This window comes from Hymenobacter sp. BT559 (assembly GCF_016427535.1).
Classification (GTDB): Bacteria; Bacteroidota; Bacteroidia; order Cytophagales; family Hymenobacteraceae; genus Hymenobacter.
This window is the reverse complement of record NZ_JAELXV010000001.1, coordinates 1,591,976-1,616,152: the sequence shown is the minus strand read 5'-3', so window position 1 is coordinate 1,616,152 and position 24,177 is coordinate 1,591,976. Positions and strand designations below refer to the sequence as shown.

Below are 24,177 nucleotides of genomic sequence, written 5' to 3'. Positions count from 1 at the left end.
GGCCCCGTGGTCATCATGCTCCTGCAAGCGCAGCATGATGACCACGGGGCCTGTTCGCGTTTTTTAATTATTACTTCAGCAGCGTTTGAAAAAAGCTGTCCGTAAAGTCTGGTGCGAAGTGCCGCACGTTGGATAACTCAGTGAAGTCGCTGGCCGGGTGCGTGGTGGTGAGCACCACGGCCGGCATGCCCGCGCGGGCGGCGGCCTCTACGCCCTTGGGCACGTCCTCAAATACGAGGCAATCGGCAGGGGCTACGCCCAGCAGTTCGGCCGCCTTGAGGAAGGTTTCGGGGTGGGGCTTGCTCAGCGTCACATCGTCGGCGCTCACGATGGTGGGGAAGTACGAGCGCAGGTCCAGGCCATCTACCACAAAGTCGATATTGAACGGAATGGCCGCCGACCCAATTGCCAGCCCGATGCCGCGGGCGTGGGCCGCGGCGAGAAACTCAGCCAGCCCCGGCAGCAGCCGCAGGTGCGGCCGAAACTCTTCTTGGTAGCGCGCTTCCTTGGCGAGCGAGAGTTGGGCCACTTCTTCGGCCGTAAAGCGCTCGGTGCCAAACATGCGCTCCAATACTTCGGCGTTTTTGCCGTACATCTGGGGCTTTACTTCCTCCCAGGTAAAATTGCCACCTAGGTCGTGGTTAAAGATATGCTGCCAGGCCTTGGTGTGGTAGTCCATGTCGTGGACCATCGTGCCGTTAAGGTCGAAAATAAATGCTTTCATCTTCGCCTAAACCGCCCTAGCGCGCTGGGGGTTTGGCAGGGTTACCTCCCCCAACAGTAACCTAGGGCCTTAGTGCCCCCGCGCCAGCAGCGTAATCCCCGCTACTATCAGCAGCAGCCCGCCGGCCTGCCCGGGCGTCAGGGCCTCGCGCAGCACCACCAGCCCCAGCACGGCTGCCAGCAGCACCGACCCGCCTACAATAACCGGCGTGCCCACCGAGGCCGGCACGCCGCGTTTAAATACCACAAACGTCAAAATCTCAGCCAGCCCTACGCTCAGCCCAGCCAGCGCCGCCAGCCCCAGCCCCTTGCCCGAAACCGCTAGCGGCTGCCCCTGCAGCTTGAGGCGCACCAGCCACGCTGCACCCAGCCCAGCCGCTACTAGCTGCAGCACTACCGCGCCCACTGCGGGTGGCAGGTGCTCGGCTGCCAGTTTGATAAAGAAATTGTAGCCCGCCAGGCACAGGGCCGTAAATAGGGCCAGGGGAAGCCAGTTCATCATAGTGGTGTAGTTTTGCCGCACTCGCGTTCGGTAAGTCTCCCAGCCGCACGGCTCCTCTTGGTAAAAAGAGAAGCCCCGGCTGTTGGCGCAGCCAGGGCTTCGAGAAGTGTGGGGGTTTTCAGTCAACCCTTTACTTCTAGCAAGAATGGAAAGGAAGAACGTGAATAAACTACTGCAAGCCCTACTGGTGGGTTTCGCGGGAGGCCTGGGGAAAGCCGTTGGCGCGGCGCTCGGGGCCTACCTGCTGGCCCAGCTCATTAGCTGGTTCTTGCGGTAGTTGGGACTGGCAGTCGGGCCGGGTGCTCGGCTGCCTTTCTTTCATAGAACTAATGCAAATATAATGGGTTAGGTCGGGAGTTGATTTACCGACCTTTGTCTCTAGCGCGTTGGGTTAGCGTCCCAGCCTGCGTCAGCCTTAAAAAAGAAAGTTATTATTGTTATCGTATGGATACCGAAGGTATTAAACTAATTATTGGAATGCTGGCTGGTGCTGGACTATTGTTCATTATTAGCTACTTTGCCCAAGCAAACCAAGAGTGGTGGCGTAAAAACGGAGTGCGTACGCGCGGGGTTGTTATGCGTAATACTTTTCACCTAGGCCGAATTTCCGTTGCGCGTCCTGTCGTGCGGTTCACCACGCAAGAGGGTAAGGTAATTGAAGCTGAAGACACGAGAGGAACTGCGATGGCTACTCCGCGCTTCTCGGTGGGTAGGGTGATAGAGGTTGCTTACAATGGCGCAAATCCCTACGAATTTGTTATCTTAAGTTCCAGTGATGTATTGGCTTAGCCTTTAAAAAAGAAAACCCGGCTGTAGTAACAGTAACAGACCGGGATTTCAAGGGTGGGGTGAAAACCCTTCTTCATTATCAATAAAATGGACAACGAAAAGAAACTACTTGATGCCAGCGGTACCGTGTTAGTGGTACGATTGAATTTCGTTGCCCTCTGGTTGCGGGCGGCGTAGCTAAGGCTCTAGCTGAGTTGCTTATCATCTGCTTTTCGAATAGTGTCAGTCTCATAGATTTACCTCATGAACTGGTTTGTCCTAGGTGTGCTGATAATAGTAACTGCCTCAAATTTGAAAGGTGTTTGGCAAACACGCAACCTCAAACGGACAGGTATTAGAGTCAACGGGACGATTACTGGAAGTAAACAGGATAAATCTACCGTCACTTATAAGGCGCAGTTTATCACTTTATATGGGCAGATGATAGAAGGGGAAAGTAGTGGTTGGCGGTTTACGGATGCTGAGTATTTCCTAGGGGAGGAAGTAGTAGTGATTTATAATGCCAATCATCCAGTGGAGTTCATGCTGGAGCGAGAACTAGGAAATACTAATATTTATGGCCGGGCGGTGATAATGATTGCCTTAGCTGCGGTTGCTGCTTGGGGTTTATCTCACCAAGCCAAGTCATAAACTATCTAAGCTTCTCTTTCAATATCTCCAACTCCACGGCCGGCGCAATGCGCTCATATAGCACATTATACGCAGCCGTAGTAATGGGCATGTTCACTTTGAGCTGGCGGTTGAGTTCGTGAATGCTCTTCACGGCGTAGTAGCCCTCGGCAATCATGTTCATTTCCAGTTGGGCCGACTTTACGGAGTAGCCGCGGCCCACCATGTTGCCGAAGGTGCGGTTGCGCGAAAACTGTGAGTAGGCCGTCACCAGCAAGTCGCCTAGGTAGGCGGAGGCGGAGAGGTCGCGGGGCTGGGGCGAGATGGCCTGCAAGAAGCGCCGGATTTCCTGCACTGCATTACTCACCAGCACGGCCAGAAAGTTATCGCCGTAGCCCAGGCCGTGGGCGATGCCGCCGGTGAGGGCAATGATGTTCTTCATCACGGCGCAGTACTCGATGCCATCGAGGTCGGCGGCGGGGTGGGCGCTCACGTAGCGGTTGCGCAGCAAGTGGCAAAAGCTATTGGCCAGCCCGCTCACGTCGGGCGAGCCGATGGTGAGGTAGCTCTGCTTTTCGAGGGCAACCTCTTCGGCGTGGCAGGGCCCGGCAATGACCCCTAGGCGGGCGGCGGGCAGCCGGAAGCGCTCCTGCACGTAGTCGGTCACGAGCACGTTTTTGCCGGGTATCATGCCCTTGATGGCCGACACCACGCCGCTTTTGTGGCGTAGCGCGTCGCGGCCCAGCTTGTCGAGCACGGGTTGCACAAAAGCCGCGGGTACGGCCAGCACCAGCCAGTCGGCCTCAGCTACGGCGTCGGTGAGGTCGGTAGTGGGGTACACCAGGTTGCGGTCGAACTGCACGGCCGAGAGGTAGCGCGGGTTGTGGCCGGTGCGCAGCAGGTGCTGCACGTCGTCTTTCGAGCGCAGCCACCAATCGACGCGGGCGCCGTTTTCGGAGAGGATTTTGGTAAGCGCGGTGGCCCAGGAGCCGCCGCCCAGCATGGCAATTTTTTCCATAGGGGAGGGCCGGGGCAATGCGACCCGGCGAACAGGTCAGGAGGGAATTCAGCCCGCAAACTAGCGTAGCGGGCCGCATCTTTGCACGCTAGCGCTTGGCTGCCCCACGCCCGCCCGCTGGGCGGGTTGCCGTAAGGGCTGCTAGTCAGTGGGTCAGCTTAGCGTCGGCTTGCTCGGCCTTTTCTATAGTTTTACACTACGTCACTGCCATGACCCCAGTTATCGCTGCTACGGCTGCTTTCATCGAAGAAAAATTTCACGCCGAAGGCTCGGGGCACGACTGGCCCCATATTCGGCGGGTGTGGCACGTGGCCCGCGCCCTAGGTGCCCAAACGCCGGGCACTGACCTCGAAGTAGCTGAGCTGGCCGCGCTGCTCCACGATATTGCCGATTGGAAATTTCACGGGGGCGACTACGAGGCCGGTCCTCGTGCCGCCCGTGCCTGGCTGCTGAGCCAGCAGGTGCCCGAGGCCACCGTGGCCCGCGTCGAGCAAGTCATTCGCGAAGTAAGCTTTAAAGGCCTAGGGGTCGAAACGCCCGTGACCAGCCCCGAAGCGGCCGTGGTGCAAGACGCCGACCGGCTCGATGCCATCGGCGCCATTGGGGTGGGGCGGGCCTTTGCCTACGGCGGGCATAAGGGCCGCCCCATGCACGACCCGGCCACGCCGCCCGTGTCGCATGCCGACTTCGAGCAATACAAGCAAAGCACCGCGCCCACCCTCAACCATTTCTACGAGAAGCTGCTGCACCTCAAAGACCGCCTGCACACACCAGCCGCCCGGCAGTTGGCCCAGCGCCGGCACCAGTTTATGGAGGAGTTTGTGGCGCAGTTCCTGGCCGAGTGGGATAGCACGGACGTGGAGTAGGCCTGCTAAAATGATAAAAAGCCAGTGGAGTATATATTATTCTCTTTGTTGGCAGTAGCGAACGCGGTTGGTACCTGGGTTTTGGCCGCTCATCTAATAGCCTCCTTTGGCTGGCAGCGGCTGGCGGGCGCCTTTCGGGTAGAACGCCTGCCCCGTGGGCTTGTGTGCGGGCTAGCTTACCTAGGTATTGATTCGATGCAGTATTCGGGGATGGGGGTGGTGCGGGCTACAGTAGCTGCTGAAGGGTTGGGCCTGCGGGTGCTGTTCTTGTTTCGGGTGCGTCACCCGCCGTTGCTGGTGCCGTGGTCGGTGCTGGGGCCGCTAGTGGCTACGAAGGCTTGGTGGCGTACCATGTATGAGGTTACTATTCGAGTTAGTGAGCAGCGTAGTGTGCGGCTGCGGTTTCGTGACCAGGGGCTAGCAGCGGCGATGCAGCCTTATCTGCGGCTTTCAAGCCCTCGGAGCGGCTAGCGGCTCCTCGTCCTATCTTTACCCGCATGAATATGGGTGCGCTTCTTGCCACCGGCTGCCGCCGGAATTTTCTATATCTACTGCCGGTGCTCCTGGCTAGCCTGTTGCTGGGCAGCTGCCGCACGTGCCCCATCGACGCGTGCCACGCGCGTAAGGCGCACCTGCACAACGGGGTAAAGTACCGGGCTCGCCCCATCTGGAAGATGCAGTACCCCGCCGTGGGCGAGCGCATTAAGCTTAACTCGGAGGGTAAAAACCGCCGCCGGGACAGCGACCACAGCAGGTCGTTGAGATAAGCGCGGGTATAAGGCCCCAAAAATCGAATTACGTATTTTCAAGGGGGTAGAGGAAACGCGAGGTCCTAGGTCGTGGGGAGGACGAGTGAGGTGCTAAAGTGTCACAGAGGCTAGGAAAACTACGTTTTTTGCCGTAACTTGCGCGCATATATAAGCAGCTGGTGAGTGGGTGCGTTACTTTCCGTCTGGGAAACCGGACCGCTACCGACTGCTTTTTTCCGAACCGCGCTGGCAGCTAGCTGCTGTCAGCTAACAGCTTAAATCAAGCATGGCCGAAGGCGAAAAAATCATCCCGATTAACATCGAAGACGAGATGCGCGGGGCCTACATCGACTACTCGATGTCGGTTATCATCTCGCGGGCGCTGCCCGACGTGCGCGACGGCCTCAAGCCCGTGCACCGGCGCGTGCTCTACGGCATGAGCGAGCTGGGCGTGAGCTACACCAAGAGCCACAAGAAATCGGCCCGTATCGTGGGCGAGGTGCTGGGTAAATACCACCCGCATGGCGACAGCTCGGTGTATGACACCATGGTGCGTATGGCCCAGGACTGGAGCCTGCGCTACCCCTTAGTAGATGGCCAGGGTAACTTTGGCTCGGTCGACGGCGACTCGCCGGCCGCTATGCGTTATACCGAGGCCCGCCTCAAGCGCATTGCCGACGAACTGCTGGGTGACCTGGACAAGGACACGGTAGACTTCCAGCCCAACTTCGACGACTCGCTCGAAGAGCCCAGCGTGCTGCCCGCTAAGTTTCCAAACCTGCTGGTAAACGGGACGAGCGGCATTGCCGTGGGTATGGCCACCAACATGGCCCCCCACAACCTGACCGAAGTAGTGAACGGCATTGTGGCCTACCTCGACAACGAGGACATCACGGTGACGGAGCTGATGGAGTACATCACGGCGCCCGACTTCCCCACGGGTGGCATCATCTACGGCTACGAGGGCGTGAAGCAGGCCTTCGAAACCGGCCGGGGCCGCATCGTGATGCGGGCCAAGCACCATTTCGAAACCCTGCCCAGCGGCAAGGAGCAGATTATCGTGACCGAGATACCTTACCAGGTAAACAAAGCCTCGATGATTGAGAAGACGGCCGCGCTCATCAACGATAAGAAGATAGAGGGCATTGCCGCCCTGCGTGACGAAAGCGACCGCGACGGCATGCGCATCGTCTACGAACTCAAGCGCGACGCCCTGAACACGGTGGTACTCAACAATCTGTTCAAGTACACCCAGCTGCAGTCGTCGTTTGGCGTCAACAACGTGGCCCTGGTGAAAGGCCGCCCCATGACCCTAGGGCTGCGCGACCTTATCAAGTACTTTGTTGAGCACCGCGAGGAAGTCATCGTGCGTCGCACGAAGTTCGAGCTGGCCGAGGCGCAGAAGCGGGCCCATATCTTGGAAGGTCTGCTCATTGCCCTCGACCACCTAGACGAGGTAATTAAGCTTATCCGCGAGTCGCGCGACCCCGAGGTGGCCCGCACCGGCCTCATCGAGCGTTTTGCCTTGAGTGAGGTGCAGGCCCGCGCCATCCTAGACATGCGCTTGCAGCGCCTCACCGGCCTCGAGCGCGATAAGCTGGTGGCCGAGTACGAGGACCTGATGCGCCTCATCGACCGCCTGAACACCATTCTGGCATCGGAAGACGAGCAGCGCGCGCTTATCAAGAGCGAACTGCTGGAAATGCGTGAGCGCTACGGCGACGCGCGTCGCACGAGCATCAACCACACCGGCGGTGACTTCTCGATGGAGGACATGATTGCCGATGAGGCAATGGTGATTACTGTCAGCCGCGAGGGCTACATCAAGCGCACCAGCCTTGATGAGTACCGCACGCAAGGGCGGGGTGGGGTAGGTGCCCGTGGGGCCGGCTCCAAACAGGATGACTTTACCGAGCACCTGTTCGTGGCCACTACCCACGAGTATTTGCTCATCTTCACGGAGCAGGGCCGCATGTTCTGGCTGCGGGCCTATGAAGTGCCTGAAACGGCCAAGACCAGCAAGGGCACACCGTTGCAGAACCTTATCGACAAGCCCAAGGAAGATGCGGTGCGCTCGGTGCTCAACGTGCGTAACCTGCGCTCGGCCGACTACCTAGAGAACACCTTCCTCATGTTCTGCACTGAGCAGGGCACGGTGAAAAAGACTCCGTTAGAAGCCTATTCGCGTCCGCGGGCGGCGGGTATCAACGCCATCACCATCAACGAAGGCGACCGCCTGCTCGATGTGCAGCTGCTGACCGGCAACTCGCAGGTGATTCTGGCTTCCCGCTCGGGCCGGGCCGTGCGCTTCCCCGAAGAGAAAGTGCGCCCCATGGGCCGCACGGCGGCCGGGGTACGCGGCATCACGCTCAGTGAAGAAGCTGTCGATAATGACAAGGTAGTGGGCATGGTGTGTGTGGCCGAAGGCAGCGGCGAAGAGTTGCTGGTGGTAAGCGACCACGGCTATGGCAAGCGCTCGGCGCTGGAAGAATACCGCATCACCAACCGCGGTGGTAAGGGGGTGAAAGCCATGCAGATAACCGATAAAACCGGGAAGCTGGTGAGCATTCAGGCCGTAACCGACGCTGATGACCTGATGATAATCAATCGCTCGGGTCTCACCATTCGCTTGAGCATGAGTGAGCTGCGCACCATTGGGCGGGCCACGCAGGGCGTGCGTCTGTTCAAGGTAGCGGCTAATGACGAGATTTCATCGGTGGCCAAAGTAGCTGCGGCTGAGGTTGAAGAATTAGACGCTCTGGCTGATGCCGCTGGCAGTGGCGAGCTGCCAACTGACGATGGCACGGTGGTGGCTGATGTGGCCGACGCTGCAGCAGAAGCCGGCGACGCCGACGAGCTAGCCGAAGAACAGGCATAAAGTTTGCCTAGGTACTAGGGGAGGGGCAGCCAGTTAACACGGGTTGCCCCTCTCTTTGGTCCAGCTTGTTAAACAGGATTTTAAGTAGATTTTTCTGATAACTGCCCAGGTAACTCTTCGTAAATGGGCCGTATTCGTTTGTCAGATGGGTGTAGTTTTGCCCCGTCATCATTTTTTTCTTTCTTCCTTCCCATGAAAAAATCATTTCTGACGCTGGCCGCCACGGCTGCGCTTATGGTAGCGGTTGGGGTAGTTACTCCTGCCCAGGCCCAGAGTTCGGCCATCACCAACGCCATGCTCAGCCAAAAGTCTGGTCAGCTAGATAAGGCGCTGGAAAGCATCAACCAAGCTGTAGCCAGCGACAAAACCAAGGATAAGGACAAGGCCAAAGCCTGGTTTACGCGCGGCGAGATTTACGCGCAGCTGCTAAACCCGGCTACGCAGGCGCTGTATACCAAGTATACGAAGGATATGCAGCCCGGCGAGCCGCTGCAAAAAGCGGTAGAATCGTACAATAAAGCCCTGGAGCTGGATGGCCCCACCGGTGAGTATGGCAAGCAAGTGCCCGGCCAGTTGAATAACCTGTACGGACTTGCTTTCAATGCGGGCGTTGCGGGCTACCAGGCTAAGGATTACGATAAAGCCTTGTCTAACTTTCAGTTAGCCTCCAAGATTAATCCGCAGGATACGACGGCTGTGTTGTATAGCGCCTATACCCAAGACGCCAAGCAAGACTATGCCGGAGCCAAAGCCAGCTACAACCACCTGCTGGGTCTGGACGCCTACAAGAGCAAGCCAGCCCCGGTGACGGTGTACACGCGTCTGCTCTCAATTGCCCGCGAAGAGAAGAACGAAGCCGACGCCAAGAAAATCGTGCAGCAGGGTTTGACGGCGTATCCCACCAACAAGACGTTCCTGATTGAGGACCTCAACATGTCGATGGGAGCCAATGGTGGAGCTGGCGCGCTGGAAAAAATCAACAAAGCCATTGCTGCTGACCCCTCCAACGCAAATCTATATGCGGTGCGGGCTGGCATCTATGATGCGCAAAAAAAGTCGGACCTGGCTCAGGAAGACTACAAAAAAGCTATCTCGCTGGACCCGAACAATTTCGATTCCCAGTTCAACATGGGTATCTACAACTATAACAAGGCCGCCGGCTTGTTTACCAAGGCCAGCAAGATGGACCTGAAAACGTATCAGGTACAAGGCAAAAAGATAGAGGCCGAAGCTAAAAAGTATTTTGAAGCCTCGGTTCCTTATTTTGAGAAGGCGCTGGAGTTGCAGCCTAATGACCGCAACTCGGCGAGCGCTTTGCAGAAAGTGTACGCCCGCATTGGTCGGCCAGCCGATGCAGAACGCATGAACGCAAAGATTCAGGCAATGAAGTAAGCTTGTGTTCAGGTTGACAAAAAAAGACCCGGTTGATAGCCGGGTCTTTTTTATTCTGATTGGGTCTGCAGTATGTATAGGTAGGGGTTAAGACGAATAGGTATTGGAGAGGCAGTTAAGGGGGCTATTGCCAAAGCCAACTTAACATAATATAAATTATAAGACAAATAATAGTAGCGCGCTAGTAGTAGGCAGTAGTGAGAGTGTCTGAATTTGGAAGGTAGCCCGAGCATCGTAGGAATCTGGGTTACTGAGTCAGCACAACCCGCGCTGCGTTTGTATTGGTAGCATTAGCGTTTCCAACGGGTATTTTATTTAGGAAGCTAAGCACTAGATTTTGCGGCGTCTTGCGAGAAGCTTTGTCGTACATCGCATGTCCAGGTAAGTTTCCTTGTCTGTTTTATGCTTAACCGCCCCTTGGTAAAACAGACCGCATCCGCTGGTCTGAAATTCAATCGTTGTTAACCCAGGCGGACAAAAGAAACCTAGGTGTCCAAAGTGCCTACTGCAGATGAGCACCGCGAATAGCTACGGCGCTCTGGGCACCTAAGTCACTATGGAAACATTACTTTGAAACTGTGGCAGCAGCTAGGCTTGACTTTTGGTTGTTTAGAATTGATTAGCTGGTTGTCTAAGTACTGTTTGCCTTGGGAGCACCTGAGATTCACTTGTGGCTATCGCTTATCCTCAAGAATACCCAGGGCTAAATTTAGTTTAAGGCACGTATCAGTGAGAGACTTTCAAGTTGTATTGGTACTGGACTGGGTGTATTATATGCCTTAAGGGATTGGTAGCTCTTGTGTCTAATGTTACCTCATGATGTATGATATCTAAGGTTCTTATTTAATACGGTATAAAAATTTTAAGTAATTAACTCCTACCCTATTATTTATAATTGAGTAGTATTAGTATAAGCTAAGATGTGATATATAAACTCTATTACTATAAAGTATAAAAAAGTAAATAATAATCTTATTAATTTATACTTTTTTATACTTTATAGTACTAGTATGACATAACTATTGTTTATTTACTGCGTTTATCTTACTCCGACCAATACACCCCTTTTTTATGCCGAAGCTCATAGACTATCCCCGCACCAGCTACACCGGAGCCTGGGAAGTAGCTGAAGTAGTTGATGATACTGGGGGCAAGTGCGCCCTAGAAACTTGTGCTCGCAAGCTTAATCGTAAGGTAAGTGGCTCTTTTAAAGCCATTATAGGCTCCGCTGTGAAGTTTGGGCTGCTGACCAGCAAGCGGGAGATGCTGACGACTACAACCTTGTTCCGACGCATTAAACATGCCTACGACAAGCAGGAGGAGCTAGTCTTTCATCGCGAAGCGTTTCTAACGCCACCCTTGTTTACACAGCTTTGCCGCAAGTTTCGCTCACGCGAGCTACCTGTAGCGATGCTTGATGTACTCCTTATCCGGGAGTTTGATGTAGAAGAGATAAATGCCCAGGGCGTAGCCAAGGCTTTTATTGATGGCGCCCGCATGGTTGGGGTCCTCGATGAAAATAATATCGTGGCAGATATTGACCAACTCGCCGCCCAGCAGCCACCCCGACGCGAACTGGCCAGCCCGCCCCCCGCCGGTAATATCTTCCGACAGTCACCGGCCCCCACAATACCTGCCCCCAACGAAGAGGATAAGGACACCCTAGAGCTTGCGGACGCCTCTGACGAGTCAGAAGCCCCCAGTACCCCGGCCCAACAGCTCCCGAAGCAGGTAATGTCGTCCCGGACGCCCTTACCTGCACCGCGCCCAGCCCCCGCAGCAACTACGGATGCAATTGCTCACTTATTCGGCTTTAATTCACCGTCTACCACCCCCACTACACCCTCACCAGCCTCGGCTGCACAACCAGTACCGGCAGCGACACCCGACCCACGCTCATTGCCCACACCCGATGTAGCGAAAGCAGCCCCGGCCGCCTCGCCCCTCGCCTACTCAGGTACGTCAGGTACGGATAATTTATTATTCAGCATACAGCTAGTAGGCCCAGGGCTCAACACGCAGTTAGACGTAGTTGATGTAGAAGACTTGGCTTTGGTACGGGCCCTGCTTGACAAAATAGAACGCCGACTTAAGCGCTAAGTCAAAATAGCGAACGATTTACTAATCAGAGACTTTTTGCCTTATATATATATATTATGTTAAGTAGAGTCAATCATTAACTAGCAAACCAAGCTGCCCCCTAAATGCTGAATGCCACTTCATGACGGAATAAAAAACCGGCAGCTAAAAGCCCCGTTCCTACCTGCCAAAAGTTTAGCAGGTAGGAACAGGGCTAGCGCTTTAACGAAGGCCTTTATACCTACCTAGTCAGGGAGCGGGCGGCGATGCCCCGCCCCGATAGTCTGGTGGCGCTGACGTAGCACAGCCAGCATTTCGTCGAGCGACGACCCACTGACTCGCAGTAGCACCAGCAGGTGATATACTAGGTCAGCAGCCTCGCCAGCCAAACCGACTTTATTACCGGCCATCGCATCGATAACGGTTTCAACAGCTTCCTCCCCCACCTTTTGGGCAATACGAGCCAGGCCTTTCTCGAACAAGCGCACCGTGTACGAGCCAGGTTCTTCGGCCGGAAACTGCCGCCGCCGCTCAATGAGCTGGTCCAACTCAGCCAAGAACCCCACGGCGGGAGCGGGCGACCCCGCTCCTACTACCACGGCCGAGCCTACTGGCGCGGGCACGGCGGCTTCCAGGGGCACTTCTGTATCAAAGCAGCTGGTGGTGCCTCGGTGGCAGGTGGGGCCAGCCGGTTGGGCACGCACCAACACGGTATCCTGGTCGCAGTCGACGTGCAGGCTAACTACTTGCAGGTAGTGGCCGCTGGTTTCGCCTTTGGTCCAGAGGCGCTGTTTGGAGCGCGAAAAGAACGTGACGCGGCCCTCAGCCTGCGTTTTATGCCAAGCCTCGGCGTTGAAGTAGCCGAGCATGAGTACTTGCCCGGTGGCGGCATCCTGCACGATGGCGGGGATGAGTTGGTCGGGCATCTTTTGAAAATCTAAGTCCATAGGTAACGAATAGCGGGCTAGGCCGGCTAGGGTTTGGGTTGCAACAGGTCCCAGAGGTTGCCGTAGAGGTCGGCAAACACGGCAACCGTGGCGTACACTTCTTCACGGGGCACTTCCTGAAAAGCTACCCCGCGGGCGACGAACTGCTGGTAGTCGCGCCAAAAATCGTCGGTGTTGAGAAACAAGAACACCCGGCCGCCGGTCTGGTTGCCCACTCGGCTTTGCTGCTCGGGGCCCTCAGCCTTGGCCAGCAGCAGCGCAGAACTGGGGCTACCCACCGGGGCCACCAGCACCCAGCGCTTGCCGGGCCCCAGGGGCGTGTCGGCTAAGAGCTGAAAGCCGAGCTTCTCGGTATAAAAGGCAATGGCCTCATCGTAGTCGTGTACCAGCAGGGCCACGTGGGCAAGTTGTTGAGTCATATCACAAGTCTAACGTGCAACGGGCAAAAGCGCTCTAAACCCGACCTAGGACTTCTTCCCATAAGGCCAGGACCTAGCACAGCCGCCCTACCCTACCGGACGCATGGCCACGCCTTCGGCCAACAGATAGTTTTTGAGGCCGGCCACCGATAGGTCGCCAAAGTGGAATACGCTGGCCGCCAGCGCAGCATCGGCCCCGCCGGGCAGCAGCACGTCGCGGAAGTGCGGGGCTGCCCCCGCCCCACCCGAGGCAATGACGGGCACCCCCACGGCCGCGGCCACAGCTCGCGTGAACCCCAGGGCGTAGCCGTCGCGGGTGCCGTCGTGGCTCATGCTGGTGAGCAGAATTTCGCCCGCGCCACGCTCGGCGGCTTCGCGGCACCAAGCTACGGCCTCGCGGCCCGCGGGGTGGCGACCGCCGTGGGTAAACACTTCCCAAGCTTCGTCGGCAGGACTGGCGGCCGTTTCGTTGGTTTGGCGGGCATCTACGGCTACCACGATGGCCTGTGAGCCGAAGCGCCGGGCCAACTCGTCAATCAGACCGGGTTGGCGCAGCACCGAGGAGTTGAGGCTGACCTTGTCGGCCCCGCTCAACAGCAGGGCCTCCACGTCGGCCACCGCCCCGATACCCCCGCCTACGGTGAAGGGAATATTGACCTCGCGGGCCACGTTGCGAACCAACTCGATGAGAGTGCGGCGCTTTTCCACGGTGGCCGTGATGTCGAGGAGCACCAACTCGTCGATACCCTCCTGGGCGTAGCGGGCGGCCAGGGCCACGGGGTCGCCGGCGTCGCGCAGGTTTACAAAGTTGGTACCTTTCACGGTGCGGCCATTCTGCACGTCGAGGCAGGCAATAAGGCGTTTGGTTAGCATCGCAGATTCAAACGAATTTTTAGGATTTAACGGATACGCCCAGCTGCGCTGGGCTGACTAGACAGAGGGAGGACAACGGCAGCTAGTTCGCTCTGATACCAGCGGCCGCCGGTAAACTACCGAGCTGACGCAACACATCGGCCAGCGGCTCCAGGCTGGTAACCTCGGCCACGTGGGGTAGCGGGCGCACCGCACCAGTACGGTTCAGCCACAGGGGCCGGATGCCCACGGCCAGCGCGCCCACCACGTCGGCCTGCCAGTTGTCGCCCACCATCACGGTTTGGGCAGGGCTGGCTTTCAGGCGCGCCAGAGCTACCTGGTAGATACGCACGTCGGGCTTGGGCACCCCTATTTCTTCGGAAGTAATCAGGGCATCTACCAGCTCGCTCATACCTAGGTAGCGCAGCTTCTCCTGCTGCTCGGCCAGGCGGTTGTTAGTAACGATGCCAATCTTATACGCTGGCTTCAGGGCTTGCAGCAAGGCCAGCGCCCCCGCTACCGGCCGCCGCAGCTGCTGGTAACGGCCATAATAGTGCTGCGCAAATTCGCGGACCGCCTCGGCCGATACAGTGGGTTCGTAGGGCGCCAGCAGCCGCGCAAACCGCTGCTGCCGCGCCTCCAAGTAAGAAATTCGCCCGGTCATCACCTGCGAGTGCAGTTCTTCCAGTAATTCGCTGTAGCGGCCGTACAGGTCTTCCACGGGCACACCCTGCAGGGCAGGGCGGCCGGCAGCCGTAGCCGCCAGGGTAGCCCGGGCCGTACCTATATGGTCGAACAGGGTATCATCGAGGTCGAAGAGGATGGTCGTGATAGAGGCGGCGGACATAATGTAGAACTGAGGACTGCCTGTTTAACTCGTCCTATTGCGCTTATTGAAACATTTCCACCGCCCCATTGGAGGAAGCCTTAGAAGATGCTTCGACAAACGCAACAGGATGAGTTGTTTTTAAAAGTCTTGCTCCTATCCTACCGCACCAACTCCGCCTGCAACTCAGCTTCCGTAATGGTGCCCTCGTAAATGGCCTTGCCAATGATGGCTCCGCTCATGCCCAGCGCTCGCATGGCTGCCACGTCGGCTACCGTCGTTACGCCCCCGCTAGCCACAAACTGCGCCGCAGGAAACTGCTGCCGCAGCGCTGTGTAGGTATCGGTAGCGGGGCCTTGCAACTGGCCGTCGCGGCTCACATCGGTGCAGATAAAAGTGGTGGCTCCGGCCCCTAGGTAGGCCCCGATGAAGCCCGTCAGGGTCTGGTCCGATTGCTCAGTCCAAGCGCTCACAGCGATGTGCTCGCCCTTAAAATCGGCCCCGATAATAATGCGCTCGGCTCCGAAGCGGGCCAGCCACTCGACCACCAACGCCGGCTCGCGAGCCGCGATGCTGCCCGCCGTGAGCTGCGCCGCCCCGGCCGCAAAGGCCTGCTCGGCCGCCTGCGTGGTCTGAATGCCGCCACCGAAGTCGATGTGCAGCTTGGTATACCGGGCAATGCGCTCGAGCACGTCCAACTGGCGCGGCTCGCGGGCGCGGGCTCCGTCGAGGTCTACTAAGTGCAGGCGGGTAGCCCCGAGTTGCTCAAAGTACTGAGCCTGCGCCAAAGGGTCGGCCGAGTAGGTGGTCTGGCGGGCAAAGTCACCGCCGGTCAGGCGCACGCACGAACCGTTGATAAGGTCGATGGCAGGTATTATATCCATTTGAATATTACACGGTGTTTATTAAGCAAACCGTGTTTACAACATTTGAGTAAACAAGCTTAGCCTAGGTCGCCGGTTAGGAAATTGCGCAGAATGTGCTCCCCCACCGGGCCACTTTTCTCCACGTGAAACTGCACGCCGTAAAAATTGCGGTAGCGGACCCCCGCGCTAAACGGCACCCCGGCTGGGTAACTAGCTTGGGCAATGGTGTAGTCGCCCACCGGCGCGTAGTAGCTGTGCACAAAGTACACGTAGTCGGCGGCGATGGGCTGGTGGGGCAAGCTATTACCTGACTGGCGGGCCTCTACCGCTTGGTTAAAACCCGATTGGAAGCCGAGCTTATCGCCAGGCACAAGCTGCCCACCCAACCCCGCAAACAGCGGCGTTTGTAGGTCGTGCAGGTTGTTCCAACCCATGTGCGGCACTTTGTGCGCGGCGTCGGGCGGCGTAAAACGGACCACGTCGAAAGGCAACATCCCGAGCAACTCGGTGCCGCCCGCCGGGCCTTCCTCACTATGGCGGCCCAGCAACTGCATCCCTAGGCAGATACCTAGGAAAGGTTGCGTGAGCGTAGGTAGCACCTTATCCAAACCAGCCGCCCGCAGCGCTCGCATGGCCGAACTGGCCTCGCCTTCGCCCGGAAACAGCACTCGGTCGGCTTGCCGGATTACAGCAGGGTCCGACGTGAGCACTGCATTCGTAACGCCCAGCCGCTCTAGTGCAAAGAGTACCGATTGTACGTTGCCCCCCTGGTAATCTATGACAGCAATGTTCATTTGTTAAATACTTATGTAGGCTGCGTTACTCACCTGCTGTTAACAAATGAATAAACACTGAGAGTCCTATTTATAATATGCCTTTCGTGCTGGGAATCACGTGCTGGCCGGTGGGGTCACGCTGCACGGCCTGCTTAATAGACTTTGCCACGGCTTTGAAAATTGCTTCGATTTTGTGGTGCTCGTTATCGCCTTCACATTTGATGTTGAGGTTGCAGCGGGCCGCGTCGGAGAAGCTTTTAAAGAAATGGTAAAACAGCTCGGTCGGTACATCGCCCACCCGCTCGCGGCGGAAGTCGGCAGCCCACACCAGCCAAGGCCGCCCCGAGAAATCGATAGCCGCCTGGGCGAGCGCGTCATCCATCGGCAACAGGAAGCCGTAGCGGTTTACGCCGCGCTTGTCACCAAGGGCCTCGTTGTAAGCTGCCCCGATGGCGATGGCCGTGTCTTCTACCGTGTGGTGCTCGTCGATGTGCAAGTCGCCGTGGGTGCGCACGTAGAGGTCGCAGCCGCTGTGCTTGCCTAATTGGTCGAGCATGTGGTCGAAGAACCCTAGGCCGGTTTGGCAGTCGGTGTGGCCGGTGCCGTCTAGGTTGAGGATAATCTCGATGCGCGTCTCATTGGTGTTGCGCATCACATGGGCCCGGCGCGGCGGGCGGCGCAGGTGCTCGTAGATATCAGCCCAGCTGGTCGTGCTGAGCGCGGCGCGCTCGTCGGCTTCGGTGTGCAGTAAGATGGCGCGGCACCCTAGGTTCTCAGCCAGCTGCACATCGGTGAGGCGGTCGCCAATAACATAGGAGTGCGCCAAGTCGTAGCCGTTGGCCGGGTCGAGGTAACGCGTAAGCAAACCCGTGCCGGGCTTGCGCGTCGGGGCTGGGTCGTGGGCAAAGCTGCGGTCGATGAGAATCTCACTGAACTCGACCCCCTCCCCTTTCAGGATGTCCAGCATTTTTTGCTGATAGGGCCAGAAGGTGGCTTCGGGGTAGCTATCGGTGCCGAGGCCATCCTGGTTGGTCACCATCACCAGCTCATACTCGCCATCGCGGGCCAGTTGGGCCAGGGCCGTAATGGCTCCCGGCACGAAGTCGAATTTATGCCAGGCATCAATCTGGTAATCGGTCGGCGGCTCAATGAGGATAGTGCCGTCGCGGTCAATGAATAATACTTTCATCGCGGATTCAAACGGATTTTTAAGATTTAACGGATACGCCCGCTAAAGCGGGCTGACTGGACCGAAATGCGGGACTAGGTAGCTTCCGCTACGTCTGCCCGCACCAATGAGAACAGCAGGGCATCGTGTGAAACGGCTCCAACCCGCAGGCGCTGTCGGAGCAGACCCTCGTACGTGGCACCTGCCGCCAGCGCCGTGCGCTGGCTAGCTACGTTGTTCGGCATAGTCAGTAACTCAAGGCGGTGGATTTCCGGCAAGTCAACAAAAGCACTTTTTGCCAGCTCACGGGTAGCTAGCGTGGCGATGCCCTGGCGTTGCCGCGACGCCCGCACCCAGTAACCTAGGTTGTACAGGCCATGCGCCCGGTTGGGCTGGTTGAGCCCAATACCCCCGCAGAACTCGCCGGTCGAGGCATCAAGTATGGCAAACTGAAAAGCCGTCGCCTGCTGCCAATCGGCCTCACATTGCGCAATAAACTGCTCGCTGTCAACCCGTGAATAGGCCGAATGGCACCACGGCGCAAACTGCGTAAACGACGGGGAGTAAGAAGTGTTAGCGGCCTCGAGCAGCAGCGGGGCAACTGCCGCTTCCAGCTTGCGCAGTACTAAAGGGCCGGCCGTAATCTCACGTCTCATCAGCGTATTCGGCTGTCAATTATGCTTTAAAATCCCGCAGCGCAGCAAACAGCGCGTCATTCTCAGCGGCCGTACCCACGGTTAGGCGCAGGGAGCCGGCGCAGGCGGACTGGGTAGGCCGACGCACCACGATGCCTTGGCGCAGCAGGTGCTCATACACCGCGCCCACATCGGGGCGGAAGCGGGTGAGCAGGAAGTTGGCGTCGGACGGGAAAATGTAATCGACGATGGGCAGCTCGGCCAGCGCGGCTTGCAGCATGGCACGTCCTTGCAGCAATTCCTGGCGCATGGCCTCGAAGCGGCTGGTGTCGGCGAGCGCGGCCAGGGCCAGGCGCTGGGTATTCTCCGACACGTTGTAGGGCATCTTGATGCGGTTGAGGTAGGCAATAACCTCCGGCGAGCCAAAGGCCATACCTAGGCGGATGCCCGCCAGGCCCCAGGCCTTAGAGAAGGTTTGCAGCACCACTAGGTTCGCAAACTCCGCTAGGCGCGTAATCCAACTGGGCTGGTCGGCAAAGTCCGCATAGGCCTCATCTACCACTACCAGGCCGGGGAAGCCGCGCAAAATCTGCTCGATATCGGCTGTGCGCAGCAGATTACCAGTCGGGTTATTGGGCGAGCACAGGAATACGATTTTAGCTTTAGAAGCTATAATCTGCACAACGGCCTCCGGGCTGAGCTGATAATCGGCGTCGAGGGGCACGCGTTCCAGGGTTACGTCGTTGAGGGCGGCGGCTACTTCATACATGCCGAAGGTGGGCGGCGTGCTCAAGATGCTGTCCTGGCCGGGGCGGGCCACCAGGCGCACGAGCAGGTCAATCACCTCGTCGGAGCCATTGCTGAGAAACACCTGCTCGGGCGCGACGCCCTTTAGCGGACCTAGGGCCGCTTTGAGGGTGCGCTGCTGCGGGTCGGGGTAGCGATTGAACTCGGCGGGGCCGGCGCTGCCCAGGCTGTTCTCGTTGGCGTCGAGCATCACGCGGGCCTCGCCCTGAAACTCGTCGCGGGCTGAGGAGTAAGGCTTCATCGTCCGCACGTTAGGACGAATAAGCGAATCTAAATCGAAGGGCATATACTAGAATCGTTAGTCATGCTGAACGCAGGGAGGCATCTCGCGTGGCGCAGTAATTGCCGGCGTTAGCGACGCAGCGAGCGGGATACTCCGCTGGCTCAGCAGGACAGTCTATATTAAACAGTAGCCAGATACTCGCGACGCAGTGCCACGGCCTGGGCGTGGGCGCGAAGGCCTTCGGCCTCGGCCATCGGCTCTACCACGGGGGCTAGGGCGAGCAGGCCGTTGGGGGCGAGTTGCTGGAAGGTGATTTTCTTGTAAAACGAATCGAGCGACACGCCGCTGTAGGCCCGCGCATAGCCACCGGTAGGCAGCGTATGGTTAGTACCCGAAGCGTAGTCGCCCACGGCTTCGGGCGTGAGGTGGCCCATGAATACCGAGCCCGCGTTGTAAATATCGGCGGCTAGGTCCTCGGGCGCGGCCACGGCCAGGATAAGGTGCTCGGGCGCGTACTGGTTGCTGAATTCCAGCATCGTTTTCGTATCCGGCAGCAAGATGGCCCGGCTCTCAGCCAGGGCCTGGCGAGCAATGTCGGCGCGGGGCAACAGCGGCAGTTGGCGCTCCAATTCGGCTACTACTCCTTGTAATATGGGTTCCGAATCAGTCAGTAATACCACCTGCGAATCGGGACCGTGCTCGGCTTGCGACAACAAGTCGGCCGCTACGAAGGCTGGGTTGGCGCTGCCGTCGGCAATTACCAATACCTCGCTCGGGCCAGCAGGCATGTCGATGGCTACCCCGCGCTGGGCAGCCAGCTGCTTGGCGGCGGTCACGTAACGGTTGCCAGGACCAAAAATCTTGTCTACGGCCGGCACCGAGGCGGTGCCCACGGTGAGCGCCGCCACAGCCTGCGCGCCCCCAGCTTTGATAATGGTCGTGAGCCCTAGCTCTTGTGCGGCAAACAGGATGGCGGGCGCGATGCGCCCATCGCCCCGGCCGGGCGGCGTGCAGAGCACAATCTCGCGGCAGCCCGCCAGCTTGGCCGGCACGCCCAGCATTAACAAGGTAGAGAATAGCGGCGCCGAGCCCCCCGGAATATAAAGCCCCACCCGCGGCACGGCCACGCTACGGCGCCAGCAGCGCACGCCGGGCATAGTTTCGACCTCAGCCTCCACAGCGGCGGGGCGCTGGGCGGCGTGAAATTTTTCGATGTTCTGGCGGGCCTGCCGAATGGCAGCTTGCAGCTCGGCGGGTACCTGGGCCGCGCCTTCGGCCAGTTCCTCCGCGCTCACGCGCAGGCCCCCTAGGTCGGGGGCGCCGTCAAATTGTGCGGCGTAGTGGCGCAGGGCCTCATCGCCGCGCTGGGCTACGTCGTCAAAAATCTCGGCGGCGCGGGCCAGCACGGTCGCGTTGCTGTCGACCAAGGGGCGCTGCTGAAGCGCGGCCCACTCGGCCGGCGCGGGGTTACGGAAAATCTGCATCGTTGGAATTGCTGAACTGGTGGATTGCTGGATGGTTGAATGGGTGATTGCCAAATGGCTGGCTTCTTATGTTTTGGCCATTTAGCCATCCGACAATTCACCAGTTCAGCAATTCGACCATTTACCCCACCCACTTCTCAATCGGCAGTACCAGGATGCCCTCAGCACCAATGGCGCGTAGCTCGCCGGCAATGTGCCAGAATTTGTCTTCCTCTACTACCGACTGCACCGACACCCAGCCTTCTTCAGCCAGCGGCGTCACGGTGGGGGCCTTGATACCTGGCAGCAGCGCCTTCACGGCATCGAGGGCGGCCAGCGGGGCATTGAGCACAATGTACTTCGAGCGCTGGGCGCGGCGCACGGCCTGCATCCGGAAGCGCAACTGGTCGAGCAGTTCTTGCTTCTCGGCGCTCAGGTTGGGCGCGGCAATGAGCACAGCCTCCGAGCGGAAAATAGTTTCAACCTCGCGCAGGCCGTTGCCGAGCAAAGTTGAGCCGCTGCTCACGATATCGCAGATAGCCTCGGCCAGCCCGATGCTAGGCGCAATTTCGACCGAACCACTGATGGTGTGCAAGTGCGCCTGCACGCCCTGGCCCGCGAGGTAGTCGCCGAGCAGCCTAGGGTACGAGGTGGCGATGTTCTTGCCCTGCAAGTCAGCTACCGAATTGTAGTCGGCACCCCGCGGCACGGCTAAGCTTAGGCGGCACTTGCTGAAGCCGAGAGCTTCTACTTCGAGGGCGGCACCGCCGGCTTCGACCAGCACGTTCTGGCCCACGATACCTAGGTCAGCCACGCCATCTTGCACGTAGCCCGGAATATCATCGTCGCGCAAGTAGAGAATTTCGAGCGGAAAATTGCTGGCCTCTACCTTCAGTTTATAAGAAGACGAAACGAAGCTGATGCCGCACTCCCGAATGAGTTGCAGCGAATCGTCCGACAGGCGGCCGGACTTTTGAATGGCTAAGCGTAGCATTAGAATAAGAAACCACCCGCGCGGCGAGCAGCAATAACAAACCCGCCTTCAGTGGCACCTAGCCAGCCGAACGACGCATTAGAAAACCCGAACGAGAAACAGACAGCCCAGATGCCTGGGGACGGTGGCGGAGACGCGAGCGGCTGGCGGGGCTACGAAGCGGCGGCCAGCCCGGTTGCCCGGTCCCCTACAGATGGTGGTGGTGATGCACGGCCACGCCCCAGCCCGCAAGCGGGGCTGGTTGGGCAGCAGTAAGCACGGGCGTAGCGCGACGGGCGTTCAACATCATAACGGGGCAAAGGTAAGCGGCCGCCGCTAGTTGGCAACCCTAGCCATAGAGTGGCTACGCATATTTTTATTATTACCTACTGCATTACTCTATTTTTCAGCCTATTATTTATAGCATTATGAATAGTGACGAGCTACTCGCCTACCTAGGGTACCATAATAGCCAAGGCACTCGTGTAAAGGCTGGAAAACCTAAAGAATATTTTCTAGGTTTAAAGGAAAAATTTCCATTACTTTTACTGCTGCTTAATAGTCCCACCGCCATGCAAGTTGTTCCCTTCGCCTTTGAAACCAGAAAACAGGAAGCCGTTTCGGCACTTATCCTGGAAGTGTTTGGGTCGCCGGAAGCCTCGCACGATGCCTTGCGCCTCGTGCTGCTGGCGCAGCAGGGGCTGCCTGCCGTGAAGGCGCAGACCATTAGCAGCAGCCTAGGCCTAGATGCCACCCAAATGGCCGACATACTGGGTATTACGACCAAGACTTTTCGCCACTACCAACAAGAGGACAAGCTGCTCGACGCCCCCAAGAGCGAGCAGCTGCTCAAGCTGGCGCAGGTAGCTGAATTGGGCCAGGAGGTATTCGGCGATAGCGAATCCTTTACGCGCTGGCTTCAAAAACCCGCCTATGGCCTGGCCGGCAAGCTGCCCATCGACTTGTTTTACACCGGCGGCGGCATCGACCTGGTGGCCGATGAGCTCACCCGCATTGCCTACGGCGACCTGGCGTAGCGGTGGAAGTATTTCGCATTTCGGCCCCTAGGTATGCCCAACGCCTCACGGCCTCGGGGGTGGCCAACCGCTGGAACACGGCGGGGCAATACATTATTTATACCGCGGCCACGGCCTCGCTGGCTTGCCTCGAAAACGTGGTGCACCGGGGCGCCGAGGGTTTGCAAGCCCCCTTTAAGCTAATGCGGCTTGATATTCCCGACCAGGTGCTTGTGGAGGAAGTATCTGCCGCCCTGCTGCCCACCGACTGGCAGCTCGTAACTAGCTACCCGCAGTGCCAGGAAATAGGGAGCGCGTGGTATCAGTTGCGCCGGAGCGCGGTGCTAAAGGTACCCTCGGCCATCATCACATCCGAGGCTAACTACCTAATCAATACCAGCCACCCTGACTTCGAGCAGATTACGCTGCTCAGCACCGCGGATTTCATCTTCGACCCACGCATCAAGCAAGAGCCTCTATAATGAGCAACGGGTGTCGAGCCAGGCTACATACTCAACCCAGCAGCGGCCGGATAGCCTCTACTACCAGCTGCGGGTAATAATAATGAGCAAAGTGGTCGCCCGGAATCTCTAAGAACGGCTCGTCGGGCGGGCGCACCACATTGTCGGCCAGAGCGTGCACTCGCAGTTCGGGCCGGATGGCCAATGGCGGCACCGGGGCAAACAGCACCTGTAGCTGCCGGTGCACATAGCGGCGCGGAATCCAGACCAAGCCATCGGCCAACTGCCCGTAGAGCGCCCGCGACTCGTCGAACAGATACTCACGCTTGGCGCGCTCGCGCAGCCAGCGGCTGCGCCCGAGCCCTAGGTAGGCGTAGAGCCGCAGCAGTACTGGATTGCGCGAGGCAGCCACTACCTTATGCTGGTCGGTAAAGGAGCTGAGCAGCACAGCCGTAGCACCGCTTTCAGCTTTAATATGGGCTGCAATCCAGCCACCCATCGAGTGACCTACTACCACGTCGGCGGGGCCAATGGCATAGCGCTCGGTCAAGTAGCGCGCCAGCGTTACGGCGCTCACCGGACCCCTAGGTTGCCACTGTGCCAGCGCGGGCTCCAGTTCGATAACTTCTATCTGGGCGGACGGCAGCAAGAGCCGTAGGGTATCGAAGATGGTACCGTCCTCGAGATAGCCGGGCAGTAATAGTAGGCGTTTCACAAGTATAACAAGACAGGCTGCTACTAGTATGATTTAGCTTTTAGGTATTGTATCTGCTGGAGAAAGGAGTGAGATGTCACCATCGCATTTTATCTCAAACTTGATATTGAACTGTTTCTTCTTCAGCAAAAAATAAGGTTTGGATTTAAGTTTTACTAATGTATCACCAATGGTTACGGATTCTCTTATAGTCATATAAAGCCCTCCCGTATCTTCAAATACTACTTTTCTTTTATTAGTTGGGTTATATCCCTCAACGCAATACTCTCTTCCAAAATCATTTTGCTTGAGTATTACTAAAGAGCAAGCTAGGCCCTCAATATAATGTTTATAAGCAGCACAGCCATCTCCTGATTGACATTCGCTCACAACTAATACGAATAATAACAAGCAACTCTTTAAGCAATTGCTCTCCATCATCGCAC

General features: G+C 57.9%; 27 protein-coding genes. 11 read left to right on the top strand and 16 right to left on the bottom strand.

The genetic code is table 11. The features are described 5' to 3' along the window. Positions 1 to 70: 70 nt before the first annotated feature. Entirely contained in the window at positions 71 to 724 is a 654-nt protein-coding gene (locus JAO77_RS06695; RefSeq protein WP_198989494.1) for an HAD family hydrolase, read from the bottom strand. A gap of 69 nt (positions 725 to 793) precedes the next feature. Then, positions 794 to 1,225 (bottom strand): EamA family transporter, encoded by a 432-nt coding sequence (locus JAO77_RS06690; RefSeq protein ID WP_198989493.1) that lies wholly within the window; start codon positions 1,223 to 1,225, stop codon positions 794 to 796. Between the two features lie 145 nt (positions 1,226 to 1,370). Between JAO77_RS06690 and JAO77_RS24355 the strand changes: the two genes are divergently transcribed. The 3 genes from JAO77_RS24355 (at position 1,371) to JAO77_RS06680 (ending at position 2,644) form a co-directional block, all read left to right on the top strand. Then, positions 1,371 to 1,502 carry a hypothetical protein gene (locus JAO77_RS24355; RefSeq protein ID WP_286192437.1) on the top strand — a complete coding sequence of 44 codons (132 nt, stop codon included), beginning with the start codon at positions 1,371 to 1,373 and terminating at the stop codon, positions 1,500 to 1,502. Between the two features lie 167 nt (positions 1,503 to 1,669). Next, complete coding sequence (locus tag JAO77_RS06685) at positions 1,670 to 2,014, top strand: DUF3592 domain-containing protein (protein ID WP_198989492.1); 345 nt, start codon at positions 1,670 to 1,672, stop codon at positions 2,012 to 2,014. Between the two features lie 243 nt (positions 2,015 to 2,257). Continuing rightward, positions 2,258 to 2,644 (top strand): DUF3592 domain-containing protein, encoded by a 387-nt coding sequence (locus JAO77_RS06680; RefSeq protein WP_198989491.1) that lies wholly within the window; start codon positions 2,258 to 2,260, stop codon positions 2,642 to 2,644. A 1-nt stretch (position 2,645) separates the two neighbouring features. Here JAO77_RS06680 and JAO77_RS06675 read toward each other — a convergent pair whose 3' ends face one another. Next, on the bottom strand, positions 2,646 to 3,641 hold the full coding sequence (locus JAO77_RS06675; protein ID WP_144843188.1) for an NAD(P)H-dependent glycerol-3-phosphate dehydrogenase: 996 nt from the start codon (positions 3,639 to 3,641) through the stop codon (positions 2,646 to 2,648). 209 nt (positions 3,642 to 3,850) lie between these two features. Between JAO77_RS06675 and JAO77_RS06670 the strand changes: the two genes are divergently transcribed. The 6 genes from JAO77_RS06670 (at position 3,851) to JAO77_RS06645 (ending at position 11,626) form a co-directional block, all read left to right on the top strand. Then, positions 3,851 to 4,507, top strand: a complete 657-nt coding sequence (locus JAO77_RS06670; protein WP_198989490.1) for an HD domain-containing protein — start codon at positions 3,851 to 3,853, stop codon at positions 4,505 to 4,507. Between the two features lie 81 nt (positions 4,508 to 4,588). Then, positions 4,589 to 4,978, top strand: a complete 390-nt coding sequence (locus JAO77_RS06665; protein WP_198989489.1) for a hypothetical protein — start codon at positions 4,589 to 4,591, stop codon at positions 4,976 to 4,978. A gap of 32 nt (positions 4,979 to 5,010) precedes the next feature. After that, on the top strand, positions 5,011 to 5,274 hold the full coding sequence (locus JAO77_RS06660) for a hypothetical protein (RefSeq protein ID WP_198989488.1): 264 nt from the start codon (positions 5,011 to 5,013) through the stop codon (positions 5,272 to 5,274). Between the two features lie 268 nt (positions 5,275 to 5,542). Further along, positions 5,543 to 8,134: a DNA gyrase subunit A gene (gene gyrA, locus JAO77_RS06655; RefSeq protein ID WP_198989487.1), complete on the top strand. Its 2,592-nt coding sequence runs from the start codon at positions 5,543 to 5,545 to the stop codon at positions 8,132 to 8,134. Between the two features lie 192 nt (positions 8,135 to 8,326). Then, positions 8,327 to 9,526 carry a tetratricopeptide repeat protein gene (locus JAO77_RS06650; protein WP_198989486.1) on the top strand — a complete coding sequence of 400 codons (1,200 nt, stop codon included), beginning with the start codon at positions 8,327 to 8,329 and terminating at the stop codon, positions 9,524 to 9,526. Between the two features lie 1,071 nt (positions 9,527 to 10,597). Further along, positions 10,598 to 11,626, top strand: a complete 1,029-nt coding sequence (locus JAO77_RS06645) for a hypothetical protein (RefSeq protein WP_198989485.1) — start codon at positions 10,598 to 10,600, stop codon at positions 11,624 to 11,626. A gap of 224 nt (positions 11,627 to 11,850) precedes the next feature. On the opposite strand, the gene hisIE is transcribed toward JAO77_RS06645, so the two are convergent. The 11 genes from hisIE to hisG form a co-directional block, all read right to left on the bottom strand. Continuing rightward, entirely contained in the window at positions 11,851 to 12,552 is a 702-nt protein-coding gene (hisIE, locus tag JAO77_RS06640) for a bifunctional phosphoribosyl-AMP cyclohydrolase/phosphoribosyl-ATP diphosphatase HisIE (RefSeq protein ID WP_198989484.1), read from the bottom strand. Between the two features lie 26 nt (positions 12,553 to 12,578). Further along, the gene (locus JAO77_RS06635; protein WP_198989483.1) at positions 12,579 to 12,971 is read right to left on the bottom strand and encodes a VOC family protein; all 393 of its coding nucleotides are present in this window, start codon (positions 12,969 to 12,971) and stop codon (positions 12,579 to 12,581) included. Positions 12,972 to 13,058: 87 nt separating this feature from the next. Beyond that, a complete protein-coding gene (gene hisF, locus JAO77_RS06630) occupies positions 13,059 to 13,844 on the bottom strand; it encodes an imidazole glycerol phosphate synthase subunit HisF (protein WP_198989482.1) in 786 nt (261 codons plus the stop codon). Between the two features lie 82 nt (positions 13,845 to 13,926). Next, a complete protein-coding gene (locus tag JAO77_RS06625; protein WP_198989481.1) occupies positions 13,927 to 14,670 on the bottom strand; it encodes an HAD family hydrolase in 744 nt (247 codons plus the stop codon). A 140-nt stretch (positions 14,671 to 14,810) separates the two neighbouring features. Beyond that, positions 14,811 to 15,533, bottom strand: coding sequence for a 1-(5-phosphoribosyl)-5-[(5-phosphoribosylamino)methylideneamino]imidazole-4-carboxamide isomerase (locus tag JAO77_RS06620; protein WP_198989480.1), 723 nt, complete (start codon positions 15,531 to 15,533; stop codon positions 14,811 to 14,813). 59 nt (positions 15,534 to 15,592) lie between these two features. Further along, positions 15,593 to 16,309, bottom strand: coding sequence for an imidazole glycerol phosphate synthase subunit HisH (hisH, locus tag JAO77_RS06615; protein WP_198989479.1), 717 nt, complete (start codon positions 16,307 to 16,309; stop codon positions 15,593 to 15,595). 70 nt (positions 16,310 to 16,379) lie between these two features. Then, positions 16,380 to 17,480 (bottom strand): bifunctional histidinol-phosphatase/imidazoleglycerol-phosphate dehydratase HisB, encoded by a 1,101-nt coding sequence (gene hisB, locus JAO77_RS06610; RefSeq protein ID WP_198989478.1) that lies wholly within the window; start codon positions 17,478 to 17,480, stop codon positions 16,380 to 16,382. A 74-nt stretch (positions 17,481 to 17,554) separates the two neighbouring features. Next, entirely contained in the window at positions 17,555 to 18,115 is a 561-nt protein-coding gene (locus JAO77_RS06605) for a GNAT family N-acetyltransferase (protein ID WP_198989477.1), read from the bottom strand. 19 nt (positions 18,116 to 18,134) lie between these two features. After that, positions 18,135 to 19,187, bottom strand: coding sequence for a histidinol-phosphate transaminase (gene hisC / locus JAO77_RS06600; protein WP_198989476.1), 1,053 nt, complete (start codon positions 19,185 to 19,187; stop codon positions 18,135 to 18,137). Positions 19,188 to 19,303: 116 nt separating this feature from the next. Further along, positions 19,304 to 20,608, bottom strand: coding sequence for a histidinol dehydrogenase (gene hisD, locus JAO77_RS06595; protein ID WP_198989475.1), 1,305 nt, complete (start codon positions 20,606 to 20,608; stop codon positions 19,304 to 19,306). A gap of 121 nt (positions 20,609 to 20,729) precedes the next feature. Continuing rightward, complete coding sequence (hisG, locus tag JAO77_RS06590) at positions 20,730 to 21,581, bottom strand: ATP phosphoribosyltransferase (protein WP_198989474.1); 852 nt, start codon at positions 21,579 to 21,581, stop codon at positions 20,730 to 20,732. A 551-nt stretch (positions 21,582 to 22,132) separates the two neighbouring features. Between hisG and JAO77_RS06585 the strand changes: the two genes are divergently transcribed. Next, entirely contained in the window at positions 22,133 to 22,597 is a 465-nt protein-coding gene (locus JAO77_RS06585; RefSeq protein ID WP_198989473.1) for an Xre family toxin-antitoxin system antitoxin, read from the top strand. A 2-nt stretch (positions 22,598 to 22,599) separates the two neighbouring features. Next, entirely contained in the window at positions 22,600 to 23,058 is a 459-nt protein-coding gene (locus JAO77_RS06580; protein ID WP_198989472.1) for an RES family NAD+ phosphorylase, read from the top strand. 31 nt (positions 23,059 to 23,089) lie between these two features. On the opposite strand, the gene JAO77_RS06575 is transcribed toward JAO77_RS06580, so the two are convergent. Together JAO77_RS06575 and JAO77_RS06570 are read right to left on the bottom strand one after the other, a co-directional pair. After that, positions 23,090 to 23,752: an alpha/beta fold hydrolase gene (locus tag JAO77_RS06575; protein ID WP_198989471.1), complete on the bottom strand. Its 663-nt coding sequence runs from the start codon at positions 23,750 to 23,752 to the stop codon at positions 23,090 to 23,092. Between the two features lie 33 nt (positions 23,753 to 23,785). Further along, a complete protein-coding gene (locus tag JAO77_RS06570; protein WP_198989470.1) occupies positions 23,786 to 24,121 on the bottom strand; it encodes a hypothetical protein in 336 nt (111 codons plus the stop codon). Positions 24,122 to 24,177 lie beyond the last annotated feature (56 nt).

What these genes read in the sequence shown, in the direction of transcription:
- hisD (WP_198989475.1), bottom strand. Translation starts at nt 20,608, where the DNA reads ATGCAGATTTTCCGTAACCCCGCGCCGGCCGAGTGGGCCGCGCTTCAG.
- gyrA (WP_198989487.1), top strand. Translation starts at nt 5,543, where the DNA reads ATGGCCGAAGGCGAAAAAATCATCCCGATTAACATCGAAGACGAGATG.
- JAO77_RS06605 (WP_198989477.1), bottom strand. Translation starts at nt 18,115, where the DNA reads ATGAGACGTGAGATTACGGCCGGCCCTTTAGTACTGCGCAAGCTGGAA.
- hisIE (WP_198989484.1), bottom strand. Translation starts at nt 12,552, where the DNA reads ATGGACTTAGATTTTCAAAAGATGCCCGACCAACTCATCCCCGCCATC.
- JAO77_RS06690 (WP_198989493.1), bottom strand. Translation starts at nt 1,225, where the DNA reads ATGATGAACTGGCTTCCCCTGGCCCTATTTACGGCCCTGTGCCTGGCG.
- hisH (WP_198989479.1), bottom strand. Translation starts at nt 16,309, where the DNA reads ATGAACATTGCTGTCATAGATTACCAGGGGGGCAACGTACAATCGGTA.
- JAO77_RS06645 (WP_198989485.1), top strand. Translation starts at nt 10,598, where the DNA reads ATGCCGAAGCTCATAGACTATCCCCGCACCAGCTACACCGGAGCCTGG.
- hisB (WP_198989478.1), bottom strand. Translation starts at nt 17,480, where the DNA reads ATGAAAGTATTATTCATTGACCGCGACGGCACTATCCTCATTGAGCCG.
- JAO77_RS06650 (WP_198989486.1), top strand. Translation starts at nt 8,327, where the DNA reads ATGAAAAAATCATTTCTGACGCTGGCCGCCACGGCTGCGCTTATGGTA.
- JAO77_RS06620 (WP_198989480.1), bottom strand. Translation starts at nt 15,533, where the DNA reads ATGGATATAATACCTGCCATCGACCTTATCAACGGTTCGTGCGTGCGC.
- hisG (WP_198989474.1), bottom strand. Translation starts at nt 21,581, where the DNA reads ATGCTACGCTTAGCCATTCAAAAGTCCGGCCGCCTGTCGGACGATTCG.
- hisC (WP_198989476.1), bottom strand. Translation starts at nt 19,187, where the DNA reads ATGCCCTTCGATTTAGATTCGCTTATTCGTCCTAACGTGCGGACGATG.
- JAO77_RS06685 (WP_198989492.1), top strand. Translation starts at nt 1,670, where the DNA reads ATGGATACCGAAGGTATTAAACTAATTATTGGAATGCTGGCTGGTGCT.
- JAO77_RS24355 (WP_286192437.1), top strand. Translation starts at nt 1,371, where the DNA reads ATGGAAAGGAAGAACGTGAATAAACTACTGCAAGCCCTACTGGTGGGT.
- JAO77_RS06625 (WP_198989481.1), bottom strand. Translation starts at nt 14,670, where the DNA reads ATGTCCGCCGCCTCTATCACGACCATCCTCTTCGACCTCGATGATACC.
- JAO77_RS06585 (WP_198989473.1), top strand. Translation starts at nt 22,133, where the DNA reads ATGCAAGTTGTTCCCTTCGCCTTTGAAACCAGAAAACAGGAAGCCGTT.
- JAO77_RS06675 (WP_144843188.1), bottom strand. Translation starts at nt 3,641, where the DNA reads ATGGAAAAAATTGCCATGCTGGGCGGCGGCTCCTGGGCCACCGCGCTT.
- JAO77_RS06635 (WP_198989483.1), bottom strand. Translation starts at nt 12,971, where the DNA reads ATGACTCAACAACTTGCCCACGTGGCCCTGCTGGTACACGACTACGAT.
- JAO77_RS06695 (WP_198989494.1), bottom strand. Translation starts at nt 724, where the DNA reads ATGAAAGCATTTATTTTCGACCTTAACGGCACGATGGTCCACGACATG.
- JAO77_RS06680 (WP_198989491.1), top strand. Translation starts at nt 2,258, where the DNA reads ATGAACTGGTTTGTCCTAGGTGTGCTGATAATAGTAACTGCCTCAAAT.
- JAO77_RS06660 (WP_198989488.1), top strand. Translation starts at nt 5,011, where the DNA reads ATGGGTGCGCTTCTTGCCACCGGCTGCCGCCGGAATTTTCTATATCTA.
- JAO77_RS06670 (WP_198989490.1), top strand. Translation starts at nt 3,851, where the DNA reads ATGACCCCAGTTATCGCTGCTACGGCTGCTTTCATCGAAGAAAAATTT.
- hisF (WP_198989482.1), bottom strand. Translation starts at nt 13,844, where the DNA reads ATGCTAACCAAACGCCTTATTGCCTGCCTCGACGTGCAGAATGGCCGC.